23 protein-coding genes are annotated in these 26,559 nt (G+C 72.6%); 7 read left to right on the forward strand and 16 right to left on the reverse strand.

The features are described from left to right. Positions 1–13 precede the first annotated feature (13 nt). Positions 14–1,492, forward strand: a complete 1,479-nt coding sequence (locus IEZ00_RS19600) for a glutamate-cysteine ligase family protein (protein WP_189224733.1) — start codon at positions 14–16, stop codon at positions 1,490–1,492. Positions 1,493–1,643: 151 nt separating this feature from the next. Here IEZ00_RS19600 and IEZ00_RS19605 read toward each other — a convergent pair whose 3' ends face one another. From IEZ00_RS19605 to IEZ00_RS19620, 4 genes are all read right to left on the reverse strand, one after another. Continuing rightward, entirely contained in the window at positions 1,644–2,702 is a 1,059-nt protein-coding gene (locus IEZ00_RS19605; RefSeq protein WP_209621151.1) for a glycoside hydrolase family 5 protein, read from the reverse strand. A 130-nt stretch (positions 2,703–2,832) separates the two neighbouring features. Continuing rightward, complete coding sequence (locus tag IEZ00_RS19610) at positions 2,833–3,183, reverse strand: hypothetical protein (protein WP_189224734.1); 351 nt, start codon at positions 3,181–3,183, stop codon at positions 2,833–2,835. A 65-nt stretch (positions 3,184–3,248) separates the two neighbouring features. After that, complete coding sequence (locus IEZ00_RS19615; RefSeq protein WP_189224735.1) at positions 3,249–3,656, reverse strand: type III secretion system chaperone family protein; 408 nt, start codon at positions 3,654–3,656, stop codon at positions 3,249–3,251. Then, the gene (locus tag IEZ00_RS19620) at positions 3,650–4,336 is read right to left on the reverse strand and encodes a DUF998 domain-containing protein (protein ID WP_189224736.1); all 687 of its coding nucleotides are present in this window, start codon (positions 4,334–4,336) and stop codon (positions 3,650–3,652) included. The genes IEZ00_RS19615 and IEZ00_RS19620 overlap by 7 nt, the downstream gene beginning before the upstream one ends. 190 nt (positions 4,337–4,526) lie before the next feature. Between IEZ00_RS19620 and IEZ00_RS19625 the strand changes: the two genes are divergently transcribed. Beyond that, positions 4,527–5,975 carry a trypsin-like serine protease gene (locus IEZ00_RS19625; protein WP_229795899.1) on the forward strand — a complete coding sequence of 483 codons (1,449 nt, stop codon included), beginning with the start codon at positions 4,527–4,529 and terminating at the stop codon, positions 5,973–5,975. Positions 5,976–5,996: 21 nt separating this feature from the next. Here IEZ00_RS19625 and idi read toward each other — a convergent pair whose 3' ends face one another. The 3 genes from idi to IEZ00_RS36815 all read right to left on the reverse strand — a co-directional run bounded on the left by idi (position 5,997) and on the right by IEZ00_RS36815 (position 8,037). Then, positions 5,997–6,578, reverse strand: a complete 582-nt coding sequence (gene idi / locus IEZ00_RS19630) for an isopentenyl-diphosphate Delta-isomerase (protein WP_189224737.1) — start codon at positions 6,576–6,578, stop codon at positions 5,997–5,999. Between the two features lie 68 nt (positions 6,579–6,646). After that, positions 6,647–7,144: an AfsR/SARP family transcriptional regulator gene (locus IEZ00_RS19635; RefSeq protein WP_189224738.1), complete on the reverse strand. Its 498-nt coding sequence runs from the start codon at positions 7,142–7,144 to the stop codon at positions 6,647–6,649. An 83-nt stretch (positions 7,145–7,227) separates the two neighbouring features. Further along, positions 7,228–8,037, reverse strand: coding sequence for a nuclear transport factor 2 family protein (locus IEZ00_RS36815; RefSeq protein WP_229795900.1), 810 nt, complete (start codon positions 8,035–8,037; stop codon positions 7,228–7,230). A gap of 102 nt (positions 8,038–8,139) precedes the next feature. On the opposite strand from IEZ00_RS36815, the gene IEZ00_RS19650 reads away from it, so the two are divergent. Then, a complete protein-coding gene (locus tag IEZ00_RS19650) occupies positions 8,140–8,730 on the forward strand; it encodes a TetR/AcrR family transcriptional regulator (protein ID WP_209621160.1) in 591 nt (196 codons plus the stop codon). Between the two features lie 51 nt (positions 8,731–8,781). Here IEZ00_RS19650 and IEZ00_RS19655 read toward each other — a convergent pair whose 3' ends face one another. Beyond that, positions 8,782–9,462, reverse strand: a complete 681-nt coding sequence (locus tag IEZ00_RS19655; RefSeq protein ID WP_189224739.1) for a hypothetical protein — start codon at positions 9,460–9,462, stop codon at positions 8,782–8,784. Then, positions 9,459–10,691, reverse strand: a complete 1,233-nt coding sequence (locus IEZ00_RS19660) for a hypothetical protein (protein ID WP_189224740.1) — start codon at positions 10,689–10,691, stop codon at positions 9,459–9,461. Before IEZ00_RS19660 ends, IEZ00_RS19655 begins: the two co-directional genes overlap by 4 nt. A gap of 77 nt (positions 10,692–10,768) precedes the next feature. Here IEZ00_RS19660 and IEZ00_RS19665 point away from each other — a divergent pair, with 77 nt between their 5' ends. From IEZ00_RS19665 to IEZ00_RS19680, 4 genes are all read left to right on the forward strand, one after another. Next, the gene (locus IEZ00_RS19665) at positions 10,769–12,178 is read left to right on the forward strand and encodes an SDR family NAD(P)-dependent oxidoreductase (RefSeq protein ID WP_209621168.1); all 1,410 of its coding nucleotides are present in this window, start codon (positions 10,769–10,771) and stop codon (positions 12,176–12,178) included. 213 nt (positions 12,179–12,391) lie between these two features. Further along, positions 12,392–15,805 (forward strand): TM0106 family RecB-like putative nuclease, encoded by a 3,414-nt coding sequence (locus IEZ00_RS19670; protein ID WP_189224741.1) that lies wholly within the window; start codon positions 12,392–12,394, stop codon positions 15,803–15,805. A gap of 258 nt (positions 15,806–16,063) precedes the next feature. After that, positions 16,064–16,693 (forward strand): hypothetical protein, encoded by a 630-nt coding sequence (locus IEZ00_RS19675; RefSeq protein WP_189224742.1) that lies wholly within the window; start codon positions 16,064–16,066, stop codon positions 16,691–16,693. A gap of 134 nt (positions 16,694–16,827) precedes the next feature. Beyond that, complete coding sequence (locus IEZ00_RS19680; RefSeq protein WP_189224743.1) at positions 16,828–17,499, forward strand: LPXTG cell wall anchor domain-containing protein; 672 nt, start codon at positions 16,828–16,830, stop codon at positions 17,497–17,499. A gap of 82 nt (positions 17,500–17,581) precedes the next feature. On the opposite strand, the gene IEZ00_RS19685 is transcribed toward IEZ00_RS19680, so the two are convergent. From IEZ00_RS19685 to IEZ00_RS19715, 7 genes are all read right to left on the reverse strand, one after another. Then, positions 17,582–18,571: a zinc-dependent alcohol dehydrogenase family protein gene (locus IEZ00_RS19685; protein ID WP_189224744.1), complete on the reverse strand. Its 990-nt coding sequence runs from the start codon at positions 18,569–18,571 to the stop codon at positions 17,582–17,584. Continuing rightward, positions 18,568–19,368 (reverse strand): carbohydrate ABC transporter permease, encoded by an 801-nt coding sequence (locus tag IEZ00_RS19690; protein ID WP_189224745.1) that lies wholly within the window; start codon positions 19,366–19,368, stop codon positions 18,568–18,570. Before IEZ00_RS19690 ends, IEZ00_RS19685 begins: the two co-directional genes overlap by 4 nt. Continuing rightward, on the reverse strand, positions 19,365–20,249 hold the full coding sequence (locus tag IEZ00_RS19695; RefSeq protein ID WP_189224746.1) for a carbohydrate ABC transporter permease: 885 nt from the start codon (positions 20,247–20,249) through the stop codon (positions 19,365–19,367). The genes IEZ00_RS19690 and IEZ00_RS19695 overlap by 4 nt, the downstream gene beginning before the upstream one ends. Before the next feature lie 31 nt (positions 20,250–20,280). After that, positions 20,281–21,624, reverse strand: coding sequence for an ABC transporter substrate-binding protein (locus IEZ00_RS19700; RefSeq protein ID WP_189224747.1), 1,344 nt, complete (start codon positions 21,622–21,624; stop codon positions 20,281–20,283). Positions 21,625–21,702: 78 nt separating this feature from the next. Beyond that, positions 21,703–22,464 (reverse strand): DeoR/GlpR family DNA-binding transcription regulator, encoded by a 762-nt coding sequence (locus IEZ00_RS19705; RefSeq protein WP_189224748.1) that lies wholly within the window; start codon positions 22,462–22,464, stop codon positions 21,703–21,705. A 351-nt stretch (positions 22,465–22,815) separates the two neighbouring features. Next, on the reverse strand, positions 22,816–25,008 hold the full coding sequence (locus IEZ00_RS19710; RefSeq protein ID WP_229795901.1) for a discoidin domain-containing protein: 2,193 nt from the start codon (positions 25,006–25,008) through the stop codon (positions 22,816–22,818). Positions 25,009–25,017: 9 nt separating this feature from the next. Next, entirely contained in the window at positions 25,018–26,538 is a 1,521-nt protein-coding gene (locus tag IEZ00_RS19715; protein WP_189224749.1) for a glycoside hydrolase family 13 protein, read from the reverse strand. Between the last annotated feature and the right edge of the window lie 21 nt (positions 26,539–26,559).

The following is a 26,559-nucleotide window of genomic DNA, read 5'->3' on the forward strand; positions in this document are numbered from 1 at the left end:
CGAGGAGGCGGCATTGGGCGACGACGTCGCACGGCACGAGTTCACCCGCGACGACCGCACGCGGTACCGGACGAAGGTGCGGCGCTGCCTCGACGTGTTCGCCCGGATGCTGCGCGAGTCCCGGTTCGAGTTCGACCGGCCCATGACCGGGCTGGAGATCGAGCTGAACCTGGTCGACGACGCGGGCGACCCGGCGATGAAGAACTCCCAGGCGCTGGAGGTCATCGCCGACGGGGACTTCGTCACCGAGCTGGGCCAGTGGAACCTGGAGATCAACGTGGCGCCGCGCCAGCTCAACGAGGGCGGCATCACCGAGTTCGAGGAGACCGTGCGGGACAGCCTCAACGAGGCCGAGCACAAGGCGCGCGGGATCGACGCGCACATGGTGATGATCGGCATCCTGCCGACGCTGCAGGCCAAGCACATGGCCGTGGACGCGCTGTCGGGCAACCCGCGCTACGCGCTGCTCAACGAGCAGGTGCTGGCCGCGCGCGGGGAGGACCTGCACATCGGCATCGAGGGCGTGGAGCGGTTGCAGATGACCGCGGACTCGATCGTCCCCGAAGCGGCCTGCACCAGCACGCAGTTCCACCTCCAGGTCAGCCCCGACCAGTTCGCGGCCTACTGGAACGCCGCGCAGGCCATCGCGGGCGTGCAGGTGGCGGTGGGCGCGAACTCGCCGTTCCTGCTGGGCAAGGAGCTGTGGCGGGAGACCCGCATCGCGCTGTTCCAGCAGGCCACCGACACCCGCAGCGACGAGCTCAAGGAGCAGGGCGTGCGGCCCCGCGTGTGGTTCGGGGAGCGCTGGATCACCTCGATCTTCGACCTGTTCGAGGAGAACGTGCGCTACTTCCCCGCGCTGCTGCCCATCTGCGACGAGGAGGACCCGCTGCAGGTGCTGGAGCGCGGCGACACCCCGTCGCTGGCCGAGCTGCGGCTGCACAACGGCACGATCTACCGGTGGAACCGGCCGGTCTACGACGTGGTGCGCGACCAGCCGCACCTGCGCGTGGAGAACCGCACCCTGCCCGCCGGGCCGACCGTGATCGACACGCTGGCCAACGGCGCGTTCTACTACGGGCTGGTGAAGATGCTGGCCGAGGAGGAGCGTCCACTCTGGACGCAGATGTCCTTCAGCGCGGCGGAGGAGAACTTCGTCTCGGGCGCCCGCAACGGCATCGACGCGCTGGTCTACTGGCCGGGGCTGGGCACCGTCCCGGTGGCCGAACTGGTGCTGCGGCGGCTGCTGCCGCTGGCCCACGAGGGGCTGGTGAAGCTGCGGGTGGACGAGAAGGAGCGGGACCGGCTGCTGGGCGTGATCGAGCAGCGCTGCCTGACCGGGCTCAACGGCGCGACCTGGCAGGCGCGCGCGTTCCACCGGCACTACGACCACACCTCGCTGGACCGGCCCGAGGCGCTGCGCCGGATGCTGCGCTCCTACCGGGACCTGATGCACAGCAACGAACCCGTGCACACCTGGCCCACGAGCTGAGCCCAGCGGTCCGACCGACCTGGCGCCCGCAAGTACCACCCGCGTGCCCTCGCGGAGCGTGCGACCACTACCCGTGCCGACGGAGCCGTGGGACGGGTAGTGGTTGACGGCCCTTTCCGAGGGGTCGGGTGGTACTTGCGGGCGCTGGAGGTCAGGCGGTGGGGAAGTCGTCCGCGCTGCGGATGCGGTCACGGATCCACACGCCTGCGGGCTTGAGCACGCCGGTGCCCGCGAAGCTGTCACCCTCGCAGGTGCCCTCCTTGAACACCGCGCCCGACCGGAAGTCGTCGGAGAAGTTCCAGTTGGTCCAGCCGATCCGGTTGGCCGCCAGGAAGTCCAGGTACTTCGCCGCGTAGGCGAAGTCGTTGGCCCCGTCGCCGGTGTAGGTCTGGGTGCCGAACTCGGTCACGAAGATCGGCAGGCGGGCCGCCGCGCGCTTGAGGGCCTCGAAGTACTCGTCCTGGTGCGACGCGGCGTAGAAGTGGAACGTGTACATGAAGTTCGTGGCGTTGATGGGGTTGTTGACGATGTCGGCCTCGCTGCGGCCGTCGGAGACGCCCAGCGACGCCCAGCCGTGCGTGCCCACGAACACCACGGCCTCGGGGTCCTGCGCCCGGATGACGGGGATCATCTGCTCGGCGTAGGACTTGATGCCCGCCCACGAGACGTTGTTGGGCTCGTTGGCGATGTCGTAGATGACGTTGGTCTTGTCCTTGTGCCGCCGCGCGACCTCGGTGAAGAAGGTCTTGGCGCGGGCCAGGTTGTAGTTCGGGTCGCCGGGGTCGAGCTGGTGCCAGTCGACCAGCGCGTACATGCCGCGCTTGGTGGCTTCCTCGATGTAGTTGTGCACCATGTCGGTGAACTTGCGGGGGTCGGTCTCGTAGCCGTCCTCCTGGACGTACATCGAGATGCGCAGGATGTCCGCGCCCCAGTCGTCGGCCAGGGCGTCCAGCGAGGCGGGCTTGACGCAGTGCGCGTACCACTGGATGCCGTGGGTGCTCATGCCGCGCAGCTGGACCGGCTTGCCGTGCTTGTTGCACAGCTTGACGCCGCAGACCCGCAACTGGCCGTTGACCTCGGCGGGCCGCGCCACGGCGGCGTTCACCCCGTCCCGGTCTTGGTCGGTCGTGCTCTGGGCCCAGCCGGTGGCGGGTGCGAGCAGCAGGCTCGCGGCGGCCAGCAGGCCGAGCCATCGGGAACGGATAGCCACGGGATTGCCTCCCACACGTCGTCGGGATGAGGGTTCACGGCGGCGATATGGTTAGGAAAGTTCCCTATCCGTTAGAGGATCAGACACCACCCGATCCCGGCTGTCAACGGCAGCGCGGGCGAGCCGCGGGTCAGTGGGTCTTCCACTCCGAGACCAGCTCGGGCAGCAGCACGTGCCAGGGCAGCTCGGCCAGCACGTCGCGCCGGGCCACCAGCACCAGGCGGCCCGACTCCTCGCCCGCGTCCAGCCAGATCAGCTCCAGCGCCCCGGTTCCGCCCACCGCGACGGCCCCGGCTTGGCGCTCCAGGTCGTCCTCGGCCACCACCCGGTGCGCGCTCACCCCGCCCCGGCGCAACTCCTCGTGCCGGTGCCGCAGGGCGTCGGCGGCCGCGACCAGGCGTCGCTCCCCCAGACCGGCTCTGACCTGCACGGTCATCGACTCGTACGGGACTGGTTCGGCCAGCCGGGAACTCGTGGGCACAGCGGACCACCCTCCAGGAAGTAAGGTCACCCTAACTCACCGGAGGGAGGTACCCCGCGGCGAGGTCAGTAGTCGTCCCCGCCGAAGAACTGCTCCTCCAGCGTGTCCGCGGTGCCCGAGAGCAGCGCCAGCGGCTCGGTGAACTCGTGGATGTCCAGGTCCTGCAGCGGCAGCGAGTGCCGCAGCACCACGTGCTCGCCCATGATCGCCGCACCGCAGGCGATCGAGGAGCGGCCGATCTCCGCCAGCAGCTCGCGCAGGTCGACCTTCTCCGCCAGGCCCATCGGCGTGGCGATCTGCACCCACTCGTGCTTCCTGTCCAGCACCTCGCGCGCCACGATGATCACCTGCGTGCGCTCGTCCTCCTCGTTGAGGTGCTGGAAGTCGAACAGGATGCGGATCTCCCCGTCCTGCTCGGAGATCACGTCGTACTGGTCGCGGACGTACGCGGCGAGGTCACCCCAAGTCACCATTGGCTCACCTTAGGGCGGTGCGCCGCGGCGATGGCCCACAACCCCGCCACGAGGACGGCGACCACCTCCACCAGCACCAGCAGCCGCTCCACGTAGCCCAGCGGCACCACCCGCCACCACGGCGTGCCCACCACCGCGTTGACCAGGACCGCGTACAGGATCGGCGCGAAGCTCAACGCCGAGAGCAGGCCGAGCCGGAACACCCGGCGCGCGTGGCCGCCCCACACCTCGTGCCGCAGCCACGGCCGGGCCAGCAGGGTCGCGGCCAGCGGCAGGCTCAGGAACGCGACCAGGCTGGCCACCCGGTGGATGTCACCGCTGACGCTCGGCCCCACCGCCCAGTTGTGCTTGGGGAACAGCACCACCAGGGTCAGCCCGGTCGACCAGGCCACGAACGCCAGCGCGCCCGCCGAGGTCCAGCGCGCCAGCCCGCGGCTGACCAGCACGCCCACGATCGCCAGCGACCCGACCGCCAGCAGGATCACCGCGGTGTCGAACACCCACCGGTGCGGTCCCAGCGCGTACTCGCTGATGGTGCGGCGCAGCAGGGTCACCGAGGTGCTGGCGCGGCGCAGGTCGAGCGAGCCGACCATGAGCACGGTCAGCACCACGGCGGCGGCGCCGCCCAGCGCGACGAAGCGGGCCGGGGAGCGGGGCGGGGCGAGTTCGGCAGTCGACACGTCCGGCAGAACGGACGGTCCCGCCCCGGTGTTCCGGCCTTCAGGCAACCGACAGCTCCGGCGCGCCGGGCGCGCGTTTCCCGAAAGAACCGGGATCGGTGCTTTTTCGGGAAGACCTCGCCCGTCGCGCGTTCGGGGATGATCACCACGCTGTTGAACCCGGCAGCAACCTCGAACGTGTGGAGATGTCGTGAGAACCTCAGGCGCGGGCCCCCTGCTGACCGCTCTGTCGCTGGGCGCGGCCGCGGCGGCCGCGCTGGCGTTCACCGGGGTGGTCGGTCCCCCGCGCACCGCCACGACAGCCGCGACCGCCACGACCAGCACCACCACGAGCAAGCCGTCGGTCCACCGCCCGCTCGACCCCGCGGCGGTCGACGACTCGCTGCGGTACCTGGTCCAGACCTTCGGCGTCGATCGGGCGGAGGCCCTGCGACGCCTGGAGCTGCAGCAGGACGCCGTGCGGCTGGACGCCGTGCTGCGCGAGAAGGCGAGCGCGGCCTACGGCGGGATGTGGGTCGACCACGACGCGGGCGGGGTGCTGGTCGTGGCCGCCACCGGGCAGGCGGGCGTCGAGCCCCACCTGGACCTGCTGCCCTCGCGGCAGCACGTGCGCGTGCAGCCGGTGGCCCGGTCGCTGGCCGATCTGACCGCCGTCCGGGACCGCATCGCCGCGAAGGTCGGCACGGGGCCGGAGGCGGCGCACCTGCCCGCGATCAGCGAGCCGGAGAACCGGGTGGTCCTCTGGGCGCGGACCTGGGTCGCCAACCGGATCACCCCGCTCAGCGCCCGCGCGCAGCTGGCCGAGAACGCCCGCCAGGCGGTGGCCGCCGAGGGCGAGGCGGCGGTGGCCAGGAACCTGCCCGAGCCCAGGACCTCGGCGCAGCTCTCGGCAGGCCCCACCGCGTGCGGGCCGCTGGCGTGCGCCGCTCCGATGCGCGGCGGGATGCGGCTGGACATCAGGCGCGACAACGGCACCCGCGGCGGCTGCACCAGCGGCTTCAACCTGCGCTCCACCGGCGGTCAGCACGACGGCCGGGCCTGGGTGCTGACCGCCGGGCACTGCACGGTGGGCAAGACCAACAACCGGCCCGTCCAGCACAACGGCGCGGAGGTGCTCCAGCAGCACGGCATCGAGGAGAACTCCTACCCCTACGACTACGCCGCCCTGCCCTACGCGGGCGACGCCGCCACCGCCTGGCTGGAAAGCGCGCCGCGGCGCAACCTGGTGCTCGGCTCGAAGGAGGAGCCCATCACGGGCACGCACGCGCTGACCGACATCAAGGCGGGCTGGGTGGTGTGCGCGGCCGGATCGGCCTCCAGCGCGGCGGACTTCCCCGACTCCGTCGACAGCGGCGCGGGCGCGGGCTACTCCCCCGGCACCCGGTGCGGCCGGGTGCTGTCCACCGACGTCGGCATCAACACCGACATCTGCGCCCGCGCGGGCGACAGCGGCGGCCCGCTGTTCAACCAGGCCGACCACACCGCGCTGGGCATCCTGGAGGGCAGCCAGCAGGCCAGGACCGGGGCCTGCCAGCCGGACGAGCGCAACAACTACGTGCCGATCAGCACGGTCCTCGGCGAGCTCGACGCCAGGGGGCAGGGCTCGACCTTCGCGGTGATCACCGCGCCGAACGGCTGACCGCGGGCAGCGGGGAGGGGCTCAGGCGGCCTTCCTGGCGGCGGGCGGCAGGTCGTCCGCGGACCCCGCCCGCCAGGCGAACGGGTCCGGTCCCAGCGCCGCCAGCTGCTCGATCTGCAGCAGGCTCCACGGCGAGATCGGCCGCGTGCCCGCGAGCGCCGCCGGGGCGAACTCCGCCCACGGCACCCACTCCACCGCGTCCACCTCGTCCGGGTTGGGCGTGGGCCGCTGCTCCACCACGCCCCGGAACACCGGGCACATCTCGTTCTCCACCACGCCGTTGTCCATCACCGCGCGGTAGCGGAACGCGGGCAGCACCAGGTCCAGCCGTCCCACCTCGAGCCCCAGCTCGTCGGACAGCCTGCGCCGGACCGCGCTCTCCACGTCCTCGCCGGGGGCCGGGTGCCCGCAGCAGGTGTTGGTCCACACCCCCGGCCACGTCTTCTTGTGCAGCGCCCGGCGGGTCAGCAGCAGCCGCCCCTCCCGGTCGAACAGATAGCTGGAGAACGCCAGGTGCAGCGGTGTTCCCTCGTGGTGCACCGTGGCCTTGTCGGCCGTGCCGATCGCGGTGCCGTTCTCGTCCAGCAGCACTACCTGTTCCACGGGGACAACCCTGCCACACTCCCCGGATCACCGCGCCCCCCGTGTGGGGCGGGTGCTCCGGGCGGTGCTCACCCGCCGAGCCGGGCGCGCAACGCGGCCGCGGCCTCCACGGCGGCCAGGTGCTCGGCCTCCAGCGGGGCGCACAGCCACGCCCGCAGCGGCTCGGCCCCGGTGCCCGCCAGCGGGCTGCCGCGCCACAGCGCCAGCGCCCGCAGGTACAGCTCCCACCGCCGCCCCAGGTCGGCCGTCGCGGCGGCGCGGGCGGTCAGCTCGCGGAAGCGGTGGACGTCCACCTGCTGCGGCATCGCGAGCACCGCGTAGCCGCTGTCCCGGTGCACCACCGGGACGCCCGCCGCCCGCAGCGCCGAGACGTGCACCTGGAGCGTCTTGCGCGCCCGGTAGGGCGGGTGGTCGCCCCACAGCAGGTTCAGCAGGCAGTCGACCGCGACCCGCCTGCCGCACCGCGCGGCCAGGACCGCCAGCACCTGTCCGGGTTTGGGCCGCAGCGGCGTCGCGGGCTCGTCGCCGCGCGCCACCTCCACCGGCCCCAGGATTCGAAACTCCACTCCGACCCCCCAGTCGTCGCGTTGAAGCTCCCCCAACAGTGCCACGCCGCCGTCGCGCCCGCTCCACCCCCCGGCCTTCCCGTTCAGATGTCGCGTCCCAGGGCGGCCGCGGCCGCCGGGATGTCGACGTAATCGCGCAGGTGGGCGATCCGTCCGTCGATCGCGGTGAGCACGACGACGTTGGGCAGCACGAACTCGCCGGTGGTCGCGCTGGTGCCGAGCACCTCCTGCTCGACGACGATCGTTCGCGGATCGGCGGTGTCGTGGACGGCCAGGGTGCGGTAGCGCTGGTACTCCAACGCGTTCGCCCGCCACCCGGCGGCGATCCAGCCCACGATCTCGTCCCGCCCCTCCAGCCGGGACGGCAGGCCGGGGCGGGTGAACGGGAACTCGTGGACCGCGTCGGCCGCGTACACGCGCCTCATGCCGTCGACGGACTGGTTGACGGCTGCTCGGCGCCAGCGATCCAGCACGCCGCGCGGGTCCGCGTCCCGTCCGCCCGGTGCCGCCCGCCTGGCGGTCACCTTGCGGTGGCTGATCCTCCAGCCGCCGGGTTGGCGGGTGACGACGTCGTCGTAGACGACGCTGCCCACCGTCCCGTCGGCGTTGACCCCGATCCCCTTGGAGCGCACCCGCGCCGACCGGTCGTCGAGCGGGGTGATCACGATGTTGGTGACGTGGTGGCCGACCGGGTTGGCCGCGCCCAGCACGCGCGCGGCCTCGCGGATGGCGGCGATCCCGCGCAGCGAGCCGAAGCCGAGGTCGGTCACGTCGTAGGTGATGTCCGGGGTGAACAGCTCGTCCGCCCGGTCCAGCTCGCCTGCGTCCACGAGGTGACCGTGCAGGTTGATCAGGTCGTGGATGTCGGTCCGGTCGTGCTGGGTGAGCGCCATCGGGCCGCCCCCTCCGAACTCGGGTGGGCCGCGCCGCTAAAATGAGGCACAGTCCGGTTGGTGGCACGGTAACGGACCACGTCCCCGGTTGACAAGGTCGAGGTGATCGCCCTGCCAGACCGAGATCCGCGGCCACCCGCCGGGCAGCCGCGCAGGGCCGACGCCCGGCGCAACCGCGAGCGGCTGGTCGAGCAGGCGAAGGTCGTGTTCGCCGAGTCCGGCGCGGACGCCTCCCTGGACGAGATCGCCCGGCGGGCCGGGGTGGCCAGCGGGACGCTGTACCGCCACTTCCCCACCCGGCTCGACCTCGTCGAGGCGGTGCTGGCCGGGCAGGTGAGCGGGTTGGTCCGGCTCGGCCGCGAACTGCTGACCGACGAGGACGAAGTCGAGGCGCTGATCACGTGGTTGCGCGCGGCGCTGCGGCACGGGCTGACCTACCGGGGCCTGTCGGCAGCGGTGCTGAACTCGGCGCTCGACCGCGACGACGACCCGGTGTCGGCCTGGCACGCGGAGGTGTTCGAGGTGGGGACGGCGCTGCTGGCGCGGGCGCGCCGATCGGGCGCGGTCGTCGCCGACGCGGTCGCGGCCGACGTGCTGAAGATGGTGGGCGCCATCGCCTGGGCCGCACAGGACGACCCCGCACAGGCCGACCGCCTGCTGACCCTCCTGGTGAACGGCCTGCGCCACCCCTGACGGGACCGCGCAGGCGGTCCCGTCAGGGGTGGCGGGCGCATTCGGTCGAGGTCAGTCCGAGTGCCGCAGCACGCTCTCGACCTCGGTGCGGAACGCCTGCACGCCGTCCTCGCCCTCCGGCGCGCCGTGCGCTTCCAGCAGGTGCAGCAGGGCGACCCCGCTGGCCGAGCGCCGGGCGTGGGCGCGGAACCCGAACGCGGCCTCGTAGACCGTCACCGACGTGGCGGCGGCAGCGGCCACGGTGGCCAGGAAGCCCCACAGCGCGCGCCGGTGCGGGTCGGCCACGGCCACCGCACCCAGCGCCGCGGCACCCGTGTAGAGCAGCACGGACATGAAGGTGGTCCAGCGCCACGCCCTGGCGTACGCGGCCTCGGCCGCTTCGAAGCGGGCCAGCCGCTCGCCGACCCGGTGGCGCAGGTAGGCGCGCAGGAACTGCTCGCGGTGGTCGGCCGCTCTGGCCGCGGCGTCGACCTTGGCCGGGCGGGGCGCTCGCGAACCCGCCTGCGGCTTGGCCGTCGACCGGCGCTTGGCCGGAGCCTCCTCGGTGGGAGTGGCCGCGACGGAGGTCGCCTGTGTCGGGGCGTCCGACTTGGTCCCCGCCCGACGCTTGGGCGGGGCGTCGGGCGTGGTGGCCCGGCGAGCGGCCGAGCGCCGCGCGGCGGGCGTCTCCGCGACCGGCTCCACCGCCCCGCCCTCGACCTCGGCCGCCGTGCTCCTGGTCTGATCGCTCATGACGCGCTCACCGGCTCGTGTCGGTGCCGGGCCACCGCGGTCGCCAACTCCCGCACGCGCTGCTCGCGTTCGGCGTCGTCGGCGGCGGGAGGCGCGGCCAGGTGGTCGAAGTACAGCGCGCGCAGCAGTTCCGCCCTGGTCCGCGCCTCGGCGTCGCCCGCGCCTCGGGAGACCACGGCGAGCACCGCGGCCAGTGCTCCCGAGACCGCGACCAGCACGCCCGGCCACGGCACGCCGCGCAGCCACACCTGCAGCGCGGCGAAGGAGGTGGTGGCGAACCCGGCCGCGATGGCCAGCGCCACCAGCAGCCGCCCGCGCTCCCGCGCCCGCAGCGCCTCCACCTCGCACTCGTGCAGCGCGGGGGCGACCAGCTGGTTGGCCTCGTGGATGGCGTCCGCCAGCAGCGGGTAGTCCAGCACGTAACCGGGGTCCACCACGGGCTGCGCCTCGGGCGCGCGGAAGCGCAGCCGGGGCCACACCGCCAGCGGGGGCACGTCGGCGCGCACCGACGCGCCCGGCTTGGCCCCCAGGACGCGGCGCAGCACCGCCCCCACGCGGTCCGGCCCCTCGTCCAGGTGCACGACGGCGACCTGGCCGCCGCGCAGCAGCACGGGCAGATCGTCGTCCTCCGCCAGCTCGCCGGCGGCGATCTCGTCGGCCAGCCCGCCGGTGCCCGCCAGCACCAGCAGCGGCCGGTCCCGGCCGAGGTGCTCGACCAGCGCGGCGCGGGCGGCCTCGTCGCCGCCGACCAGCAGCGCCAGCGCCGGGCGGCGCTTGCCCGCGACCGCCTCCACCAAGCGGAGCAGCGCGGGCACCTCCTCGCCCCACCGCGCGCCCGGCACCAGCACGGCGGTGTCGTGGTTGGCGTTGAGCCGCACCTCGTCCTGGCTGGGTTCGGCGTCGTCGGCCGCCACCCGGCCGGACGGGGCCACGCCCACCAGCCGGGGCAGGCGCCCCTCCACCGCCTCGGCGGCCAGGCCGACCAGGTGCGCGACACCGGTGTCGGCACCGGCCGTGACCACCGCGGCGGCGTGCCGCTCGGCGGTGACCAGCACCGCGCGCAGCACCGGCAGCAGTGCCGAGGACAGCTCGGTCGCCAACCGCTCACCGGTCGTGCCGAGCACCGCCACGACGGGGCGACCGCGGGGGAGGCGCAGCGACCTGGGCTTGATCTCGGCGTCCGGGTGGGCCAACCGGCGCACCCGCGGACCGCCACCCGCGACTGACATGCGGGGCACCCTAGCGCTGCCTCACGTGAATTTCACCCATCCGGTCTCGAAATACCGCCCAGGTAGAGTTCCGCGTGATGAGCACGACCGAGGACGCGCAGGTGGGGATCGACCCGGCGCTGATGGAGATCACCCTGAAGGTGCTCGCCCAGGTGGACGACCTGCCCACCGAGCACCCCGACGCGGTAGCGATCCGCCGCGCCACGGCGGGCATCTACAAAAGCGTCCGCAAGCGCCGCAAGGCCGCCCGCCGCGAGGCCGTGACCGCAGCCGACCGCGCGGTCATCGAGGCCACCGCCACCGGCTCGCCCACCCGCGTGGACGACGAGACCAGGGGCGTGCTGCTGCGCGAGCCCGCGCCCGGTGAGAAGGCGGGCACCCTGCTGCGGGCCCGGTCCTGCTACACCTGCAAGCGCCGCTACACCGAGGTCGACGCCTTCTACCACCAGCTGTGCCCGCCGTGCGCGGAGCTCAACCGGAGCAAGCGCGACGCGCGCACCGACCTGACCGGCCGCCGCGCGCTGCTCACCGGCGGACGCGCCAAGATCGGCATGTACATCGCGCTGCGGCTGCTGCGCGACGGCGCGCACACCACCATCACCACCCGGTTCCCGCACGACGCCGTGCGCCGGTTCGCCTCGATGCCCGACAGCGCGGACTGGCTGCACCGGCTGCGCGTGGTCGGCATCGACCTGCGCGACCCGTCCCAGGTGGTGGCGCTGGCCGACTCGGTGGCCGCGGCCGGGCCGCTGGACATCCTGATCAACAACGCGGCGCAGACCGTGCGCCGCTCCCCCGACGCCTACGCGCCGCTGGTGGCCGCCGAGTCCGCCCCGCTGCCCGCCGGGCCGCTGCCGGAGCTGGTGACCTTCGGGCACACCGCCACCGCGCACCCGGTGGCGCTGACCGGCGGGCTGGCCGACACCGTGCCCGCGGTGACCTCGCTGGCGCTGGTGGCCGGGTCGAAGGAGATCGACGCGGGCGGCCTGGTGCCCGACCAGGCGCCGGTGAACAGCTGGGTGCAGCGGGTCGACGAGGTCGACCCGGTGGAGCTGCTGGAAGTGCAGCTGTGCAACAGCACCGCCCCGTTCATCCTGATCTCGCGGCTGCGCGCGGCCATGGCGGCCTCGCCCGCGCGGCGCAAGTACGTGGTCAACGTCTCCGCGATGGAGGGCCAGTTCAGCCGGGGCTACAAGGGCCCCGGCCACCCGCACACCAACATGGCCAAGGCCGCGCTGAACATGCTGACCCGCACCAGCGCCCAGGAGATGCTCTCCGACGGCATCCTGATGACCGCGGTGGACACGGGGTGGATCACCGACGAGCGCCCGCACCCGACCAAGCAGCGGCTGGCCGCCGAGGGCTTCCACGCGCCGCTGGACCTGGTCGACGGGGCCGCGCGGGTCTACGACCCGGTGGTGCGCGGCGAGCGCGGCGAGGACCTGTACGGCTGCTTCCTGAAGGACTACGCACCAGCCCCCTGGTGAGTCCACAGCGGACCCCGCGCGAGTCGCGCGTCCAAGCACCGCGAACCGAGCGTTCGGACACCGCGAACCGAGCGTTCGCGCACCTCGGGTAGTACTCACCGGCCCTCGCGGGCGGGTCGGGTGGTACTTGCGGGCGCGGTGGGGGGAGGATCATCCGCGAAACGCCGATCGGGTTCCCCTGTCCGGGCGAACCCGGCCGCGATACTGCCGGTCATGCTGAGCGCCGACGGCCGTCTGGTCCACTCCCCCGCGGACCTGGTCGACCTGCTGGAGTGCGAGCACCGCAGCACCCTGTCGCTGGCCGCGGCGCTGGGCCTGCCCGGTGCGCCGGTCGGCGAACCGCAGCGCGACACCCTGGCCGCCAAGCACGGCCTGCAGCACGAGCAGGCGATCCTGGAGCGCTTCCGCGAGCGGCACGCCGTGGTGGAGATCCCGCAGCCCGCGCCCACCCACGAGGCGCTCACCCTGGCCGCCAGGCAGACCCGCGAGGCCATCGCCGCCGGGGCTCCGGTGATCTACCAGGGCGTCTTCTACGAGGACGGCTTCCACGGCCGCGCCGACTTCCTGGTCGCCACCGACCGGGGCTACGAGCCGCACGACGCGAAGCTGGCCCGGCACGCCACCCCGGCGGCCGTGGTGCAGCTGACCGCCTACGCGCACGCGCTGGGCGAGCACGCGGGCCCGGCCACGCACCTGCTGCTGGGCGACGGCAGCACCCGCACCTTCCGGGCCGCGGACTTCCTGCCGGTGGTGCGCGACCTGCTGGCGCGGCTGCGGGCCAAGCGGCCCGCCCTGCCCGAGCGGCTGTGGGACGACGAGCGCCCGGCGTGCGCGACCTGCCGGTTCTCCCGGCACTGCGCCGAGGGCCGGGAGCGCGACCGCGACCTGTCGCTGGTCGCGGGCATCCGCGCGGACCAGCGGCGCAAGCTGGCCGCCGCCGGGCTGGGCACCATCGACGCGCTGGCCAACGCCACCGCCACCCAGCGCCCGGCCACGATGTCGCAGGCCACCTTCACCGCCCTGCGCGCGCAGGCCGCGCTCCAGGTCATCCAGGACTCCTCGCGCACCGAGGACGACCCGGTCGGCAAGGTCGCCTACGAGGTGGTCGCCCCGGAGGCGCTGGCCGCGCTGCCCGACCCCAGCCCCGGCGACCTGTTCTTCGACATGGAGGGCGACCCGTACGCGCTGGCGGGCGAGGGCCTGGAGTACCTGTTCGGCGTGGTCACGCCAGAGGAGCGGTTCACCCCCTTCTGGGCGCACACCCGGCCGCAGGAGAAGGAGGCGTTCGAGCGGCTGGTCGACCTTGCCACGGCCCGCGTCGCCGAGCACCCCGGCGCGCACGTCTACCACTACGCGCCGTACGAGGTGAACGCGCTCAAGCGGCTGGCCGCCCTGCACGGCACCCGCGAGGAGGAGGTGGACCACCTGCTGCGCTCGGGCGCGCTGGTGGACCTCTACGCGGTGGTGCGCAAGGCTTTGCGGGTCTCCCAGCGGTCGTACTCGATCAAGTACCTCGAACCGCTCTACATGCCGTCGGCCCGCGCGGGCGAGGTGACCACGGCGGTGTCCAGCATCGAGGCCTACGAGCAGTACCTGGCGCTGGTCGGGGTGGACCCCGAGCGCGCGCGGGAAGTGCTCGACGGCATCGCCGAGTACAACGCCTACGACTGCGTCTCCACCCACCGCCTCTACCGCTTCCTGCTCGACATCCGCGCCGAGGCGGGCATCGCGGCCGAGGCGCCCGAGCCATCGCTGCTGCGGGAGGTCGAGGACGAGCTGGCCGCGCAGCGCCGGGCCGAGCGCGCCGAGCGGCTGGCCGCGGTGGTCGACCCGCTGCTGGCCGGGCTGCCGGACAACCCGGCCGAGGCCACCGACGACGAGCGGGCGCGGGCGCTGCTGGCCGCGGCGGTCGGCTACCACCGGCGGGAGACCAACCCGGCGTGGTGGGACTTCTTCCGCCAGGTCGCCGCGCCGCTGCCGGACCTGGAGGCGGACAACGCCTGCGCGGTGCCGGTGTCGGTGCGCGCGGAGCACTGGACCATGCCGTCGGGCCGGGTGCGCAAGGCCAAGCGCGAGGTGCGGGCCCGCTGCGACCCGGACCGCCCGCACCCGTTCGCCAAGGGCGACCAGGTGCGCCTGCTCTACCCCGGCACGCCCGCCAACCGCACGCGCGACGCGGTGGTGCTCGACGAGTCGGCCGAGGAGATCCTGCTGCTGGAGAGCGCCTCCGCCGACGAGACCGACGACGCGCGGCCGGTGGCGGTGCTGCCGGGCAGCCCGGTGCGCCCGACGCCCAAGGACGAGGCGGTCTACGACCTGGCCCGCGCGGTCGTGGACCAGCTGCCCGAACTGCCCCCGCACCCCGGCGTGGACCTGGTCCGCCGCACGCCGCCGCGGCTGCGCGTGGACGGCCTGCCGCGCGGCGGCGACGTGATCTCCGACGTGATCGCGGCGGTGGACGCGCTGGACGGCTCGACGCTGGCGGTGCAGGGGCCGCCCGGCGCGGGCAAGACCTACCTCGCCGGGCGGCTGATCGCCCACCTGATCCGCGGCGGTCGCAGCGTCGGCGTCACCTCCACCAGCCACAAGGCGGTGGAGAACGTGCTCACCGCGGCGCTGGCGGCGGGCCGCGAGGCGGGCGTGCCGATCCCGACCGCCAAGCGCGCCAAGGGCACGCCCGCCAAGGACTGCGCGTGGGAGCAGCCCAGGGACAACCCGGCGCTGGTGCGCTGGCGGCACGAGCAGGGCGCCGGGCACCTGGTCGGCGGCACCGCGTGGACCTTCGCCAACGCGGCGCTGCGCGAGCAGCCCTTCGACGTGCTGATCGTGGACGAGGCGGGCCAGTTCGCGCTGGCCGACGCGCTGGCGGTGTCCACCTGCGCGCGCAACCTGGTGCTGCTGGGCGATCCGCAGCAGCTCCCGCAGGTCGTGCAGGGCACCCACCCGGCGGGGGCGGACGCCTCGGCGCTGGGGCACCTGATCGGCGACGCCGACGTGATCCCGCCGCACCTGGGCTACTTCCTGGACCAGACCAGGCGGATGCACCCGAGGGTGTGCCGACCGGTGTCCAACCTGTCCTACGCGGGACTGCTGCACGCCCACCCCAGCGCCGCGGCGCGCGGCATCGCCGGACTGGAGCCGGGGCTGTACCTGCGCCAGGTCGACCACCGGCACAACACCACCGGCTCGGTCGAGGAAGCCGCCGCCGTGGTGGACGTGGTGCGGTCGCTGGTGGGGCGGCTGTGGACCGACGGCGAGCACGCCCGCGCGCTGGACGACTCGGACATCCTCGTGGTGGCGCCCTACAACCTGCAGGTGCGGCTGGTGCGCCGGGAACTGGAGCGGCACGGCTACGAGCACGTGCGAGTCGGCACGGTGGACCGGTTCCAGGGCCAGGAGGCGCCGGTGGTGATCACCACCATGACCTCCTCGGCGGCGGTCGACCTGCCGCGCGGACTGGACTTCCTGCTCTCGCGCAACCGCTTGAACGTCGCGCTCTCGCGCGCCCAGGCGGTGGCCGTGGTGATCTGCTCGCCGCGCCTGGTCGAAGCCGACATCCGCGACGTGGAGCAGCTGCGGCTGGTCTCCGGCATGATCGGCCTCATCTCCGAGGCTGTGCTGTATTGACCCGGCTGCGCCGGGTCGGGCTCGGCCGCCTGGAAGTCGGCCCATCGGCACGCGTTTCGGAAAAATCGAAGGGCGTGATTTTTCCGAAAGGCATCCCGACAGGCCGACGCGGCCTCGCGTGGGGGTTGGGGGTGAGTGAAGGGTGAAGGGCGGTTTTGTCACCTGAATGGAGTAGCGATTGAGGTGAACGGTGTCGGGCGGGTGTCCGTATAGGGGGTTGCGGGTCCCGCCGTAGCACCACTTCGCCCAGGAGTCGTCATGCTGCTCGCACGAGCCGCGGCCGTGGCCGCGGTCATCGCGGCCACGTGCCTGGCCACCACCACTCCCGCCGCCGCGCACACGCCCGCGCTGAAAGCCGGGTGCGCGGACGGGCGCGCGGTGCTCTCGGTCGAGCTGCGCGACTACGACGGCAGGCGGGCCAATCGGGTCCGGGTGGACGACGGCGGGGAGTCCATTGAGGACCGTTCCTTCCGCTCGCACTTCCGGCGCGCCTACACCGGGTCCGGGGACGCGGTGCGCGCGTTCACCGTCACTGTGCGGGCGTGGGACGATCCGAAGTGGTCTCGTGGCTGGTCGTTCCACCGCGAGCTCACCACCCCCGTCTGCGCGGCGCCTGCCGCCGCGGCACCGGTTGCGGCGACCACCACGACGGCAGCCGTGACCACAGTGGTCGAGACGACGACGGCTGCGTTAACGACGACAACCACGCCGCCGTTGACGTTCGTCTGGCCGACCGCCCGGCTCACCGCGTCCGTGGTTCCGGCGGCGGCCGACCGGGATCTGCCCGACACCGGCGCGGACGTGGTCGTGCCGCTGGCGGTGGCACTGCTGGTGCTCGCGGGCGGAATCACCGTCCTGGTCGTCCAGCGCAGGCGGATCAGGGGCTGATGTCCGTTTCGGCGTCGCCGAGATCACGGATCGGCAACAAGCGAATCGCACCTTGTCGCTTGCCCGATCGGGAACGCGACCTTTCCCCTATATGGTGAGCCAGTTCTCCTCAGCCCTTCCCTCAGGAGCATTTCATGCAGTTCGCACGCACCGTGGCCGCGTCCGCGGGCATCGCCGCCGCCGTCGCGATCACGGGCCTGTTCACCGGCACGGCGTCCGCCCACAACAAGGACCTCAAGGCCGCCTGCGTCGGTGAGAAGACCGTGCTGTCGGTGAACCTGACCCAGTACAGCAGGCAGGACAACGGCCTGGAGATCACCGACAACGGTCAGCAGATCGAGAAGAGAACCTTCCGGTCGGACTTCAAGCAGAGCTACACCGTCGCGGGCGACGTCGCGCACACCTTCGTGGTCAAGGTCAAGGCCACCGACGGTGACCAGTACTCCTTCACCAAGGAGCTGAAGACCCCGGCTTGCGTCAAGCCGGTGCCCACGACGACCACCACGACCACCACCACGGCGGTCACCACCACCACGACGACGGCGGCCACCACCACCACGACGACCGAGGAGCTGCCGCCGACGACGACCACCACCGAGTCGACCCCGGTCGAGTCGACGACCACGACCACCGAGGCCGCCCCGACCAGCACGACCACGACGGTCTCCCCGGTCCCGGTGGCCAACGAGGACGAGCTGGCCAGCACCGGCGCCAGCGTCCTGGTGCCGCTGCTGATCGGCGGCGGCCTGCTCGGTGGCGGTGCCGCGCTGCTGATCGTGATGCGCAGGCGCGCGAGCAACAGCTGACCCGACGCGGAACGGCCCCCGCGGCGCCTGTGGCGTCGCGGGGGCCGTTTCGTTGTGCCAGGGCGGAACTCAGAGCGAACTTTCAGGGCAGGACTTGGATCTTGCGGCCCTGACCGGCCTGGAACATGCCCAGCGCGTCGGCGTAGTCGGCCAGCGGCAGGCGGTGGCTGATGAACACCTCCGGGTCGAGCACCCCGGTGGCGAACAGGTCCGCGGCCCGCTCGAACGAGTGCAGCACCGCCATCGAGCCGGTGATGGTGATCTCCTGGTTGTAGATCTTGTAGGGCTCGATGGTGACCCGCGCGGCGTAGTCGGACACGCCGAACTGGAGGAACGTGCCGCCCTTGGCGACCCGCCCCAACCCGTCCTGGATGGCGTGCGCGTTGCCCGTCGCGTCGATCACCAGGTCCCAGCCCTCCGGCCGGTCCAGCTCGTCGGCGGAGGCCGCGGTGGCGGTGACGCCCAGCAGCTGCGCGGTCTTCAGCCGCTCCTCGTTGAGGTCGACCACCTCGATGCTGGCCGCGCCGGTGAGCTTGCCCAGCTGGAGCATCATCAGCCCCATGGTCCCGGAGCCGTAGATCAGCACCCGGCTGGCCATCCGGGAGCGCAGCACGTCGTACCCGCGCACCGCGCACGACAGCGGCTCGATCAGCGCCGCGTCCTCGGTGCGCACGTGGTCGGGCAGCTTCACGCAGTTGGCCACCGGGGCCAGCGCGTACTCCGCCGCGCCACCGCTGCGGCTGACGCCGATGGCGTTCCACCGCGCGCACAGGTTGTTGCGGCCCGACCGGCAGTAGCGGCACTCGTTGCAGTACAGCGACGGGTCCACGGCGACCCGGTCGCCGACCGCGACCTCGGTGACCTCGGAGCCGATCTCGACCACCACGCCCGCGAACTCGTGGCCGGGGATCACCGGCAGGGTGGGCGCGAACTCGCCCTGCAGGATGTGCAGGTCGGTGCCGCACAGCCCGCACGCGGCCACGTCCACCACGACCTCGCGCGGGCCGGGAGCCGGGTCGGGCACCTCGGCGACCTCGACCTCGCCGACGGCGCTGATCACGGCTGCTCTCACTTCACGGCTCCCAACGACAGGCCCTGGACCAGCTTGTCCTGGGCGGCGAACCCGGCGATGAGCACCGGCAGCGACACCACCGTCGCCGCGGCGCAGACCTTGGCCAGGAACAACCCCTGGCTGGTGACGAACCCGGTGAGGTAGACCGGGGCGGTGCCCGCGACCACGCCGGTCAGCACGCGGGCGAACAGCAGCTCGTTCCAGCTGAAGATGAAGCAGATCAGGGAGGTGGCGGCGATGCCGGGCATGGCCACCGGCGCGACCACCCGGCGCAGCGTGGTCACCAGGCCCGCGCCGTCCAGCGCCGCGGCCTCCAGGATCTCCTTGGGCACCTCGGCCAGGAACGACCGCATCAGCCACACCGCGATCGGCAGGTTCATCGACGTGTAGAGCACGGCCAGGAACGAGATGTTGTCCAGCAGGCCGCTGTACTGGGCGACCAGGTAGATCGGCAGCAGGCCCGCCACCACCGGCAGCATCTTGGTGGACAGGAAGAAGAACAGCACGTCCGACCACTTGTCGACCTTCTTGATCGACAGCGCGTAGGCGGCGGGCACGGCCAGCAGCAGCACCAGGACGGTGGAGCCGACGCTGGCGCTGAGCGAGTTGATCAGCGGCGGCCACGGGTTGGAGTCGAAGAACTCGCCGTAGCTGTCGAAGGTGATCGGCGCGGTCAGCGACGGCGGGTTGGTCGCGGCGTCCGGCTCGCTGTGCAGCGAGGTGAGCACCATCCAGGCCACCGGCGCGAAGAACAGCAGCCCGGAGAACCAGGCCAGCACGCCCCAGACGCGGCTCATGCCCGTCCCTCCTCGCGCAGCAGCGACGACACCACGCGCAGGGCGAACGTGGCGATGATGATCGAGCCGACGACCACCACGACACCGGCCGCGGACGCCTGGCCGTAGTCGTGGGCCTGGTAGAAGGTCTGGTAGATGGTGTAGGGCAGGTTCGCCGTGCCCAGGCCGCCCGAGGTGATCGTGAAGACCGCGTCGAAGTTCTGCACGATGTAGATCGACCCGAGCAGCGCGCCCAGCTCCAGGTACTGCCGCAGGTGCGGCAGGGTCAGGTGGGTGAAGATCTGCCAGGACGAGGCGCCGTCGATGCGCGCGGCCTCCACCGCGTCCTGCGGCCTGCTCTGCAGGCCCGCCAGCAGGATCAGCATCATGAACGGGGTCCACTGCCACACCAGCGCGGCCTCCACCGCGGTCAGCGGCATCCCGCTGATCCACTCCGGCTGCGGGGCGCCCTCGCCGAACAACCAGGTGAGCGCGCCGTTGAGCAGGCCGTACTCCGGGTTGTAGAGGGCGTGCTTCCACAGCAGCGCGGCGGCCACCGGGACCACCAGGAACGGCGCGATGAGCATGGTGCGCACCAGGCCGCGCCCCGCGAACTTGCGGTCCAGCAGCAGGGCCAGCCCCAGGCCCAGCAGCAGGCTCACCAGCACCACGACCACGGTCAGCACGACCGTGGTGCCGATGGCCGAGCGCAGGTCCGGGTCGGTGAACACGGCCACGTAGTTGTCGACGCCCGCGAACCCGCGGTTGCGGGGGTCCAGCGAGTTCCACCGCATCAGCGAGATCACCAGCGTGGCCACGAAGGGCAGCTGGGTCACCGCGATGGTGAAGATCAGGGCGGGCAGCAGCGGCGCGCGCCTGGCCCAGCGCGCCGCCGCGTTCACGAATTCCTCCCGATGGGGGTGGGGTTGCTCATCACTTGTCCCGGTACTTCTTGGCGACGGTGTCAGCCAGCTCCTGGCTCTCGTCCAACGCGGCGTCCACAGTGGACGCGCCCGCGATGGCGGCGCTGATCTTCTGCGACACCTGCGTGCCCAGGTCGGTGAACTCCGGGATGCCGACGAACTGGATGCCCGCCGCCGGGCGCGGCTGCACGCCGGGGTCGGTGGGCTTGGCGCCCGCGATGGCCGCCTCGGCCTGCTTGGCGAACGAGCTGCCCGCCTGGACGTACTCGGGCCGCTGGTAGGTCGAGGAGCGCTTGCCGTCGGGCAGCTTGGACCAGCCCAGGGTCTTGCCGACCAGCTCCTCGTAGCCCTTGCCGGAGGCCCAGGAGATGAACTTCCACGCGTTGTCGGCCTTCTTGCTGGCCTTCTGGATGCCGAACGCCCAGGTGTAGAGCCACGCGGAGCTCTCGGTCTTCACCACCGGCGCCTGCGCGAAGCCGAGCTTGCCCTTGACCGGCGAGTCGTCGGCCTCCAGCAGGCCTGCGGCCACCGTGGCGTCGTACCACATGGCGACCTTGCCCTGGGTCATGTTGTTCAGGCACTCGGCGAACCCGGCCTGCGGCGCGCCCGCCTCGCCGTGCGCGCGGACCAGGTCGACGTAGAACTTGGTGGCCTCCTTGAACTCCGGCGCGTTGACCCGCGCCTGCCAGTCCTCGGTGAACCAGGTGCCGCCGAAGGTGTTGACCACGGTGGTCAGCGGGGCCATGAGCTGGCCCCAGCCCGGCTGGCCGCGCAGGCAGATGCCCTTCATGCCCGGCTGCGCGCCGTCGACCTGCGCGGCGATGTCGGCGACCTGCTGCCAGGTCGGCCGGTCCGGCATGGTGATGCCCTTGGCGTCGAGCACGTCCTTGCGGTACATCAGGAAGGAGGACTCGCCGTAGAACGGCTCGGCGTAGACCTTGCCGTCCTCGCCGGTCAGCGACTGCCGGATGGGTTCGAGGATGTCGTCCTGGTCGAACGCGGTGTCCTTGGCGAAGTAGTCGTCCAGCGGGGTGAGCCAGCCGTTGCGGGCGTAGATCGGCGTCTCGTAGTTGCTGATGGTGGCCACGTCGTACTGCCCGGCCTGGCTGGAGAAGTCCTGGCTGATCTTGTCGCGGACGTCGTTCTCCGGCAGCACGGTGAAGTTGACCGCGATGCCGGTCTCCTTGGTGAAGTTGTCGGCGGTCAGCTTCTGCAGGTCCTGCATCTGCGGGTTGTTGACCATCAGGACGTTGATCGAGTTCTCGGCCCCGCCGCCCCCGCCTCCCGCGCCCGCGCATGCCGTCGTGGCCAGGAGGACCGCTGCGGCGATCCCGCCGTGTCGCAGTGACTTCATTGTCTTGCCTTCCTCGGGACGTGCTGGACCAAGGCCCCGTGCGGATCGGGTCCTGTGGTGGCGGTTGTGGTGGGTCGGCTAGGCCCGGACGACCTTGGGGCCCAGCAGGGCGTAGCGGTGCGCTTCCCCCGCGGGCAGCGCCGAGTCGGTGATGATGGCCTCCAGCTCGGCGACGGTGCCGAACCGGTGGAAGCTCGCCACGCCGAACTTCGTGTGCACGCCGACGAAGATCCGGCGCCGGGCGGCGGCGAGCGCTTGCGCCTTCACCGCGCCCACCGCGGGGTCGGGCGTGGTGAGACCGTGCTCGCGGGAGATGCCGTTGGCCCCGATGTAGGCGAGGTCGACGACCATCTCCCCGAGCATCCGGGTGGCCCAGTGGTCCACCGTGGCCAGGGTCCGCCCCCGGACCCGGCCGCCGAGCAGCAGCACGGTCACCGAGGGCGACTCCGACAGCGCCGCGGCGGTGGGCAGCGACGCGGTGATCACCGTCAGCGGCCTGCCGGTGGGCAGCGCCTCGGCGATGAGCTGGGGGGTGTAGCCCTCGTCGATGAAGACGGTTTCGGCGTCGCCGAGCCGGTCGGCGGCGGCCCTGGCGATGCGGCGCTTCTCCGGCACCATCGACGCGGACCGGAACTTCAGCCCGGTCTCGTACCCGGCGCTCTCCACCGGGACGGCCCCGCCGTGGGTCCGGCGGACCAGCCCGTGCTCGTCGAGCATCCGCAGGTCGCGCCGCACGGTCTCCTGCGCCACCGACAGCTCCGCCGCGATCTCGGCGACGTCCACCCGGCCGTCGGCCCGCGCCCTGGCGAGGATGCGCCGCTTGCGCTCGTCAGCCCGCACGACCGCCTCCTCGCCCGCTCGGTCCGGTGCGTCGCCCGATCGGGCGACACCTGAGTTTTAACACTTGCGAAAACGGTGTGGCCAGCACCACACCCGATGCAGGCGTGCCCGAATTCCGCCCGATTCTCAGGCCCGAACCCACAGAAAAGCCGGGATCGGTGCCCGTTTGGGCACCGATCCCGGCCCGATCATGGCCCGATCCCGCTCCGCGGGCCCGAATCCCGCCCGCCCCCACCACGTCGGCAAGTACTACCCGGCGTGCCCGCGAAGGCCGGTAAGTACTACCCGTGGCGCCCGAACGCTCGGTTCACGGTGTCCGGACGCTCGACCCGTGGTGGCTGAGGGCGCGGGTCAGGTGGCGTGCACCTCGAACTCCGACAGCTGGGCCGCGGGCCAGCCGGTGTTGCCGGTGAAGGTCAGCCGGAGGAAGCGGTGGCTGCCCGACACCGCGATCGTGGCGGTGTTGCCGGTGGCCGGGTCGAACCGGTGGCCCGCCGAGCCGACGACCACGCCGTAGGAGGAGCCGTCCGGGCTGCCCGAGACCGACAGCGTCTGCGTGCGCGCGCCCCAGCTCGCCGACGGCGGCAGCTTCAGCACCACCCGCCGCACCGCCGTCACCGCGCCCAGGTCGACCGTGATCGTCTGCGGGAAGGCGTTGTTGACGCTCTCCCAGTAGGTGTTCGCGTCGCCGTCCACGGCGTTGGCGGGCCGGTACACGTCGGTGTGGCCGCCTGCGACGACCGGCTTGCCCAGGGCCAGGTTCCCGCCGGGCAGGCTGCCGCCTGGGTCGTCGCGCGGCGGCCACGACGAGCAGTCGGTCCACTGGCTGTCCCACCCGGAGTTGCCGCCGCCCCGGTTGATGGTGAACGTCCCGGACGGGTAGGCGCAGTTGTAGAAGCCGCGCGTGCCCACCCGCGTGGCCACGACGTCGGTGAAACGGCCCTGGCCGGTGGTCTCGGCCTGGAGCACGACCGTGCCGACCCCGTCGACCTCGGCGCCGCTGACGTCGAGGTCGGTCACCGCGTTGCCCTTGCCGCCGCCGTCGACGACCTGGAGCGCGCTGTAGGGGCTGTCCACGATCCGGTTGCCGGTGAGGTTGACCGGGGTGGTGATCGGCCGGTCGTAGGAGTCCACCCGGATCGCGGCGTGCGGGTGGCCCCAGTTGGGGTTCATCGCCCCGGTGCGCACCAGCGTGTTGGCGGCCACCGTCGTGGTGCCCGCCAGCGGCGCGAACGTGCCGTCGTGGATGAAGTGCTGGTTGGAGATGGCGATGCCGCTGCCCAGCGCGTTGGTGTCGCGGACCAGGTTGCCGCGCACGGTGATGTCAGTGCCGCCGTAGATGGCGATGCCGTTGGCCAGGTTGGGCTGGACGACGGTGTTGTTCTCGAAGGTGTCCCGCACGTCGGCCCCGCCCAGCGACCACATGGCCAGCGCGTCGTCGCCGGTGTTGCGCAGGAAGTTGTTGCGCACCACCGAGTCCGTGACGCGGCCGTTGAAGTTCAACCCGTCCGCGGCGAGGTCGAGGAAGCGGTTGTTCTCGATGACCGCGCCGCTGGTGGTGCCGCTCATGGTCCAGACGCCGACCTTGAGGTGCTGCAGCCACAACCCGGAGATGACCGAGCCCGCGCCCAGCGGGCCGTGGTAGCCGTTGTCCGGGCGGTCGTCCACCCGCTCGGTCACCTCGCCGAGCACCGCGAAGTCGTGCAGCCGGATGTTGCCCACGACCTGCCCGTCGTTGCGGAACGGGTTGTTGCTGTGCAGCACCGAGTGCCACATGCCCGCGCCGCGGATGGTGACCTGGTCCACGGCCATGGCGCGGCCGACCTCGAAGGTGCCCGCCGGTATCCACACCTCGCGGCCCTGGGACCTGGCCGCCGCGACGGCGCGCAGGATGGCGTCGGTGTCGTCCGAGCCGTCGTTCGCGGTGGCCCCGTGCTCGGCGATGGACACCGAGTTGCCCGGTCGGGTGGCAGGGGTGGCGACCTGCTCGAAGTCGGCGAGGTCGACGGTGATCGCGCCGACGCTGCCCGCGTCGAGCTGCACGCGCACCTTCGCGCCCGCCGCCAGGTCGCGGCCCAGCAGCAGGCGCGACTCGTCGAACAGGTGGTGGGTCCTGGAACCGGCGATCCAGGGGGTGTCGAGGTAGCTGTACTCGGAGGTGACCGGCAGGTCCTTGAGCTTGGCCCCGTCGGCGTAGACCGCCACGCTGCCCGACGAGCCGTCGGGCACGCTGTAGCGCAGCACGATCGCGTTGGCGGGCCGGGTGAGGGTGAACTCGACGTGCTCGCCCCGGCCGTCCAGGGTGACGGCCTGGCGCCCGGAGGCCTCCGAGGCCGGGGTGCCCTGGGTGAAGTCGGGGCCGATCCGGGTTCCGCTGTGTGCCGCCGCTTCGGCTTCGTGCTCGGTGAACGGCACCGTCGCGCCGTTGCCGCCCGCGGTCAGCTCGATCGCGGGCCGCTGCGGCGGTGTCGTCGTCAGGACCACCGCTGTGGTCGCCAGCGCACCGGCGACCACAGCGGCCATCGGCAGGGTTGTCCGTGACATCGTCGTCTCCTAGCGGGTGTACCTGATCCAGGCGGCGGTGTCGGGGGGCAGCGCGCCATCGGCCAGCGGACCGCTGGACAGCAGCACGCCGCGGTGCTCGGGCAGGGCGACCGGGGCGGCGGAGAGGTTGACCACGCAGGCGAAGCCGGGTTCGCGGGTGAACGCCAGCACTTCCGGCCCCAGGTCCAGCCACGCCATGTCGCCGTCGCCCAGCGCGGGCTCGGCGCGGCGCAGCCGCAGCACCTCCCGGTAGAGGCTGAGCATCGAGTCCGGGTCGCCGGACTGCGCCCGCACCGACCGCTCCCGCCACGACTCCGGCCGCGGCAGCCAGCTCGGCCCGTCCTCGCCCCACGGGATCGGGACGCGGCAGCCGTCGCGGCCGGGGTCGGTGTGGCCGGAGCGCTCCCACACCGGGTCCTCGCGCAGCTCGTCGGGCAGGTCCTCGACCTCCTCCAGGCCCAGCTCCTCGCCCTGGTAGACGTAGACGCAGCCGGGCAGCGCGGTGGTCAGCAGCGCCGCCGCGCGGGCCCGCCGGGTGCCCAGCTCCAAGTCCGTGGGCGCGAGGTGCTGCCGGTCGCCGAAGTCGAACGAGGTGTCCGCGCGGCCGTAGCGGGTGACGTGCCGGGTCACGTCGTGGTTGGACAGCACCCAGGTGGGCGGCGCGCCGACCGGGGCGTGCGCGGCCAGCGTGGCGTCGACGCACGACCGCAGCGCGGCCGGTTCCCACGGGCAGCACAGGAAGTCGAAGTTGAACGCCGAGTGCAGCTCGTCCGCGCGTAGGTAGCGGGCGAAGCGCACCGGGTCGGGCAGCCACATCTCGCCGACGAACACCCGTTCGCCGGGGTAGGCGTCGAGCACCCGCCGCCACGACCGGTAGATCTCGTGCACGCCGTCCTGGTCGGAGTAGGGCGCGTCGGCGTCCGGCCTGCTGAAGTCCTTGACCAGCCCGTCGGCCACGTCGATGCGGAACCCGTCGACGCCGCGGTCCAGCCAGAACCGCAGGATGTCCTCGAACTCGGCCCGCACCTCGGGGTGGTCCCAGTTGAAGTCGGGCTGCTGAGGGCTGTACAGGTGCAGGTACCAGCTGCCGTCCGGGGCCTGGCTCCACGCCGGGCCGCCGAAGCGGGACTGCCAGTCGTTGGGCGGCGCGTCCCCCTCGTGGAACCAGAACCGGTCGCGCCCCTTGCCGCGCAACGCCTCCTGGAACCACGGGTGCTGGTCGGAGCAGTGGTTGGGGACGATGTCGATGATCACCCGGATGCCCAGCTCGTGGGCTTCGCCGATGAGCTTCTCCGCCTCGACCAGGGTGCCGTACACCGGCTCGACGTCCCGGTAGTCGGCGACGTCGTAGCCGCCGTCGGCCAGCGGCGAGGGGTACCAGGGGCTGAGCCAGACCGCGTCCACGCCCAGCTCCGCGAGGTAGGGCAGCTTCTGCCGCAGGCCGGCCAGGTCGCCGATGCCGTCCCCGTTCCCGTCGGCGAAGCTGCGCGGGTACACCTGGTAGATGGCCGCACCGCGCCACCAGTTCATGTGGTTTCCTCCCTGGGTAGT

This window comes from Saccharothrix coeruleofusca, from assembly GCF_014648515.1.
GTDB lineage: Bacteria > Actinomycetota > Actinomycetes > Mycobacteriales > Pseudonocardiaceae > Actinosynnema > Actinosynnema coeruleofuscum.

Excerpts from the sequence above, each read along its gene's own strand:
- IEZ00_RS19660 (WP_189224740.1), bottom strand. The coding sequence starts at position 10,691 with ATGTCAGTCGCGGGTGGCGGTCCGCGGGTGCGCCGGTTGGCCCACCCG.
- IEZ00_RS19700 (WP_189224747.1), bottom strand. The coding sequence starts at position 21,624 with ATGAAGTCACTGCGACACGGCGGGATCGCCGCAGCGGTCCTCCTGGCC.
- IEZ00_RS36815 (WP_229795900.1), bottom strand. The coding sequence starts at position 8,037 with ATGGCGCTCACCCAGCACGACCGGACCGACATCCACGACCTGATCAAC.
- IEZ00_RS19680 (WP_189224743.1), top strand. The coding sequence starts at position 16,828 with ATGCAGTTCGCACGCACCGTGGCCGCGTCCGCGGGCATCGCCGCCGCC.
- IEZ00_RS19710 (WP_229795901.1), bottom strand. The coding sequence starts at position 25,008 with ATGTCACGGACAACCCTGCCGATGGCCGCTGTGGTCGCCGGTGCGCTG.
- IEZ00_RS19690 (WP_189224745.1), bottom strand. The coding sequence starts at position 19,368 with ATGAGCCGCGTCTGGGGCGTGCTGGCCTGGTTCTCCGGGCTGCTGTTC.
- IEZ00_RS19670 (WP_189224741.1), top strand. The coding sequence starts at position 12,392 with ATGCTGAGCGCCGACGGCCGTCTGGTCCACTCCCCCGCGGACCTGGTC.
- IEZ00_RS19665 (WP_209621168.1), top strand. The coding sequence starts at position 10,769 with ATGAGCACGACCGAGGACGCGCAGGTGGGGATCGACCCGGCGCTGATG.
- IEZ00_RS19675 (WP_189224742.1), top strand. The coding sequence starts at position 16,064 with ATGCTGCTCGCACGAGCCGCGGCCGTGGCCGCGGTCATCGCGGCCACG.
- IEZ00_RS19715 (WP_189224749.1), bottom strand. The coding sequence starts at position 26,538 with ATGAACTGGTGGCGCGGTGCGGCCATCTACCAGGTGTACCCGCGCAGC.
- IEZ00_RS19615 (WP_189224735.1), bottom strand. The coding sequence starts at position 3,656 with ATGGTGACTTGGGGTGACCTCGCCGCGTACGTCCGCGACCAGTACGAC.
- IEZ00_RS19655 (WP_189224739.1), bottom strand. The coding sequence starts at position 9,462 with ATGAGCGATCAGACCAGGAGCACGGCGGCCGAGGTCGAGGGCGGGGCG.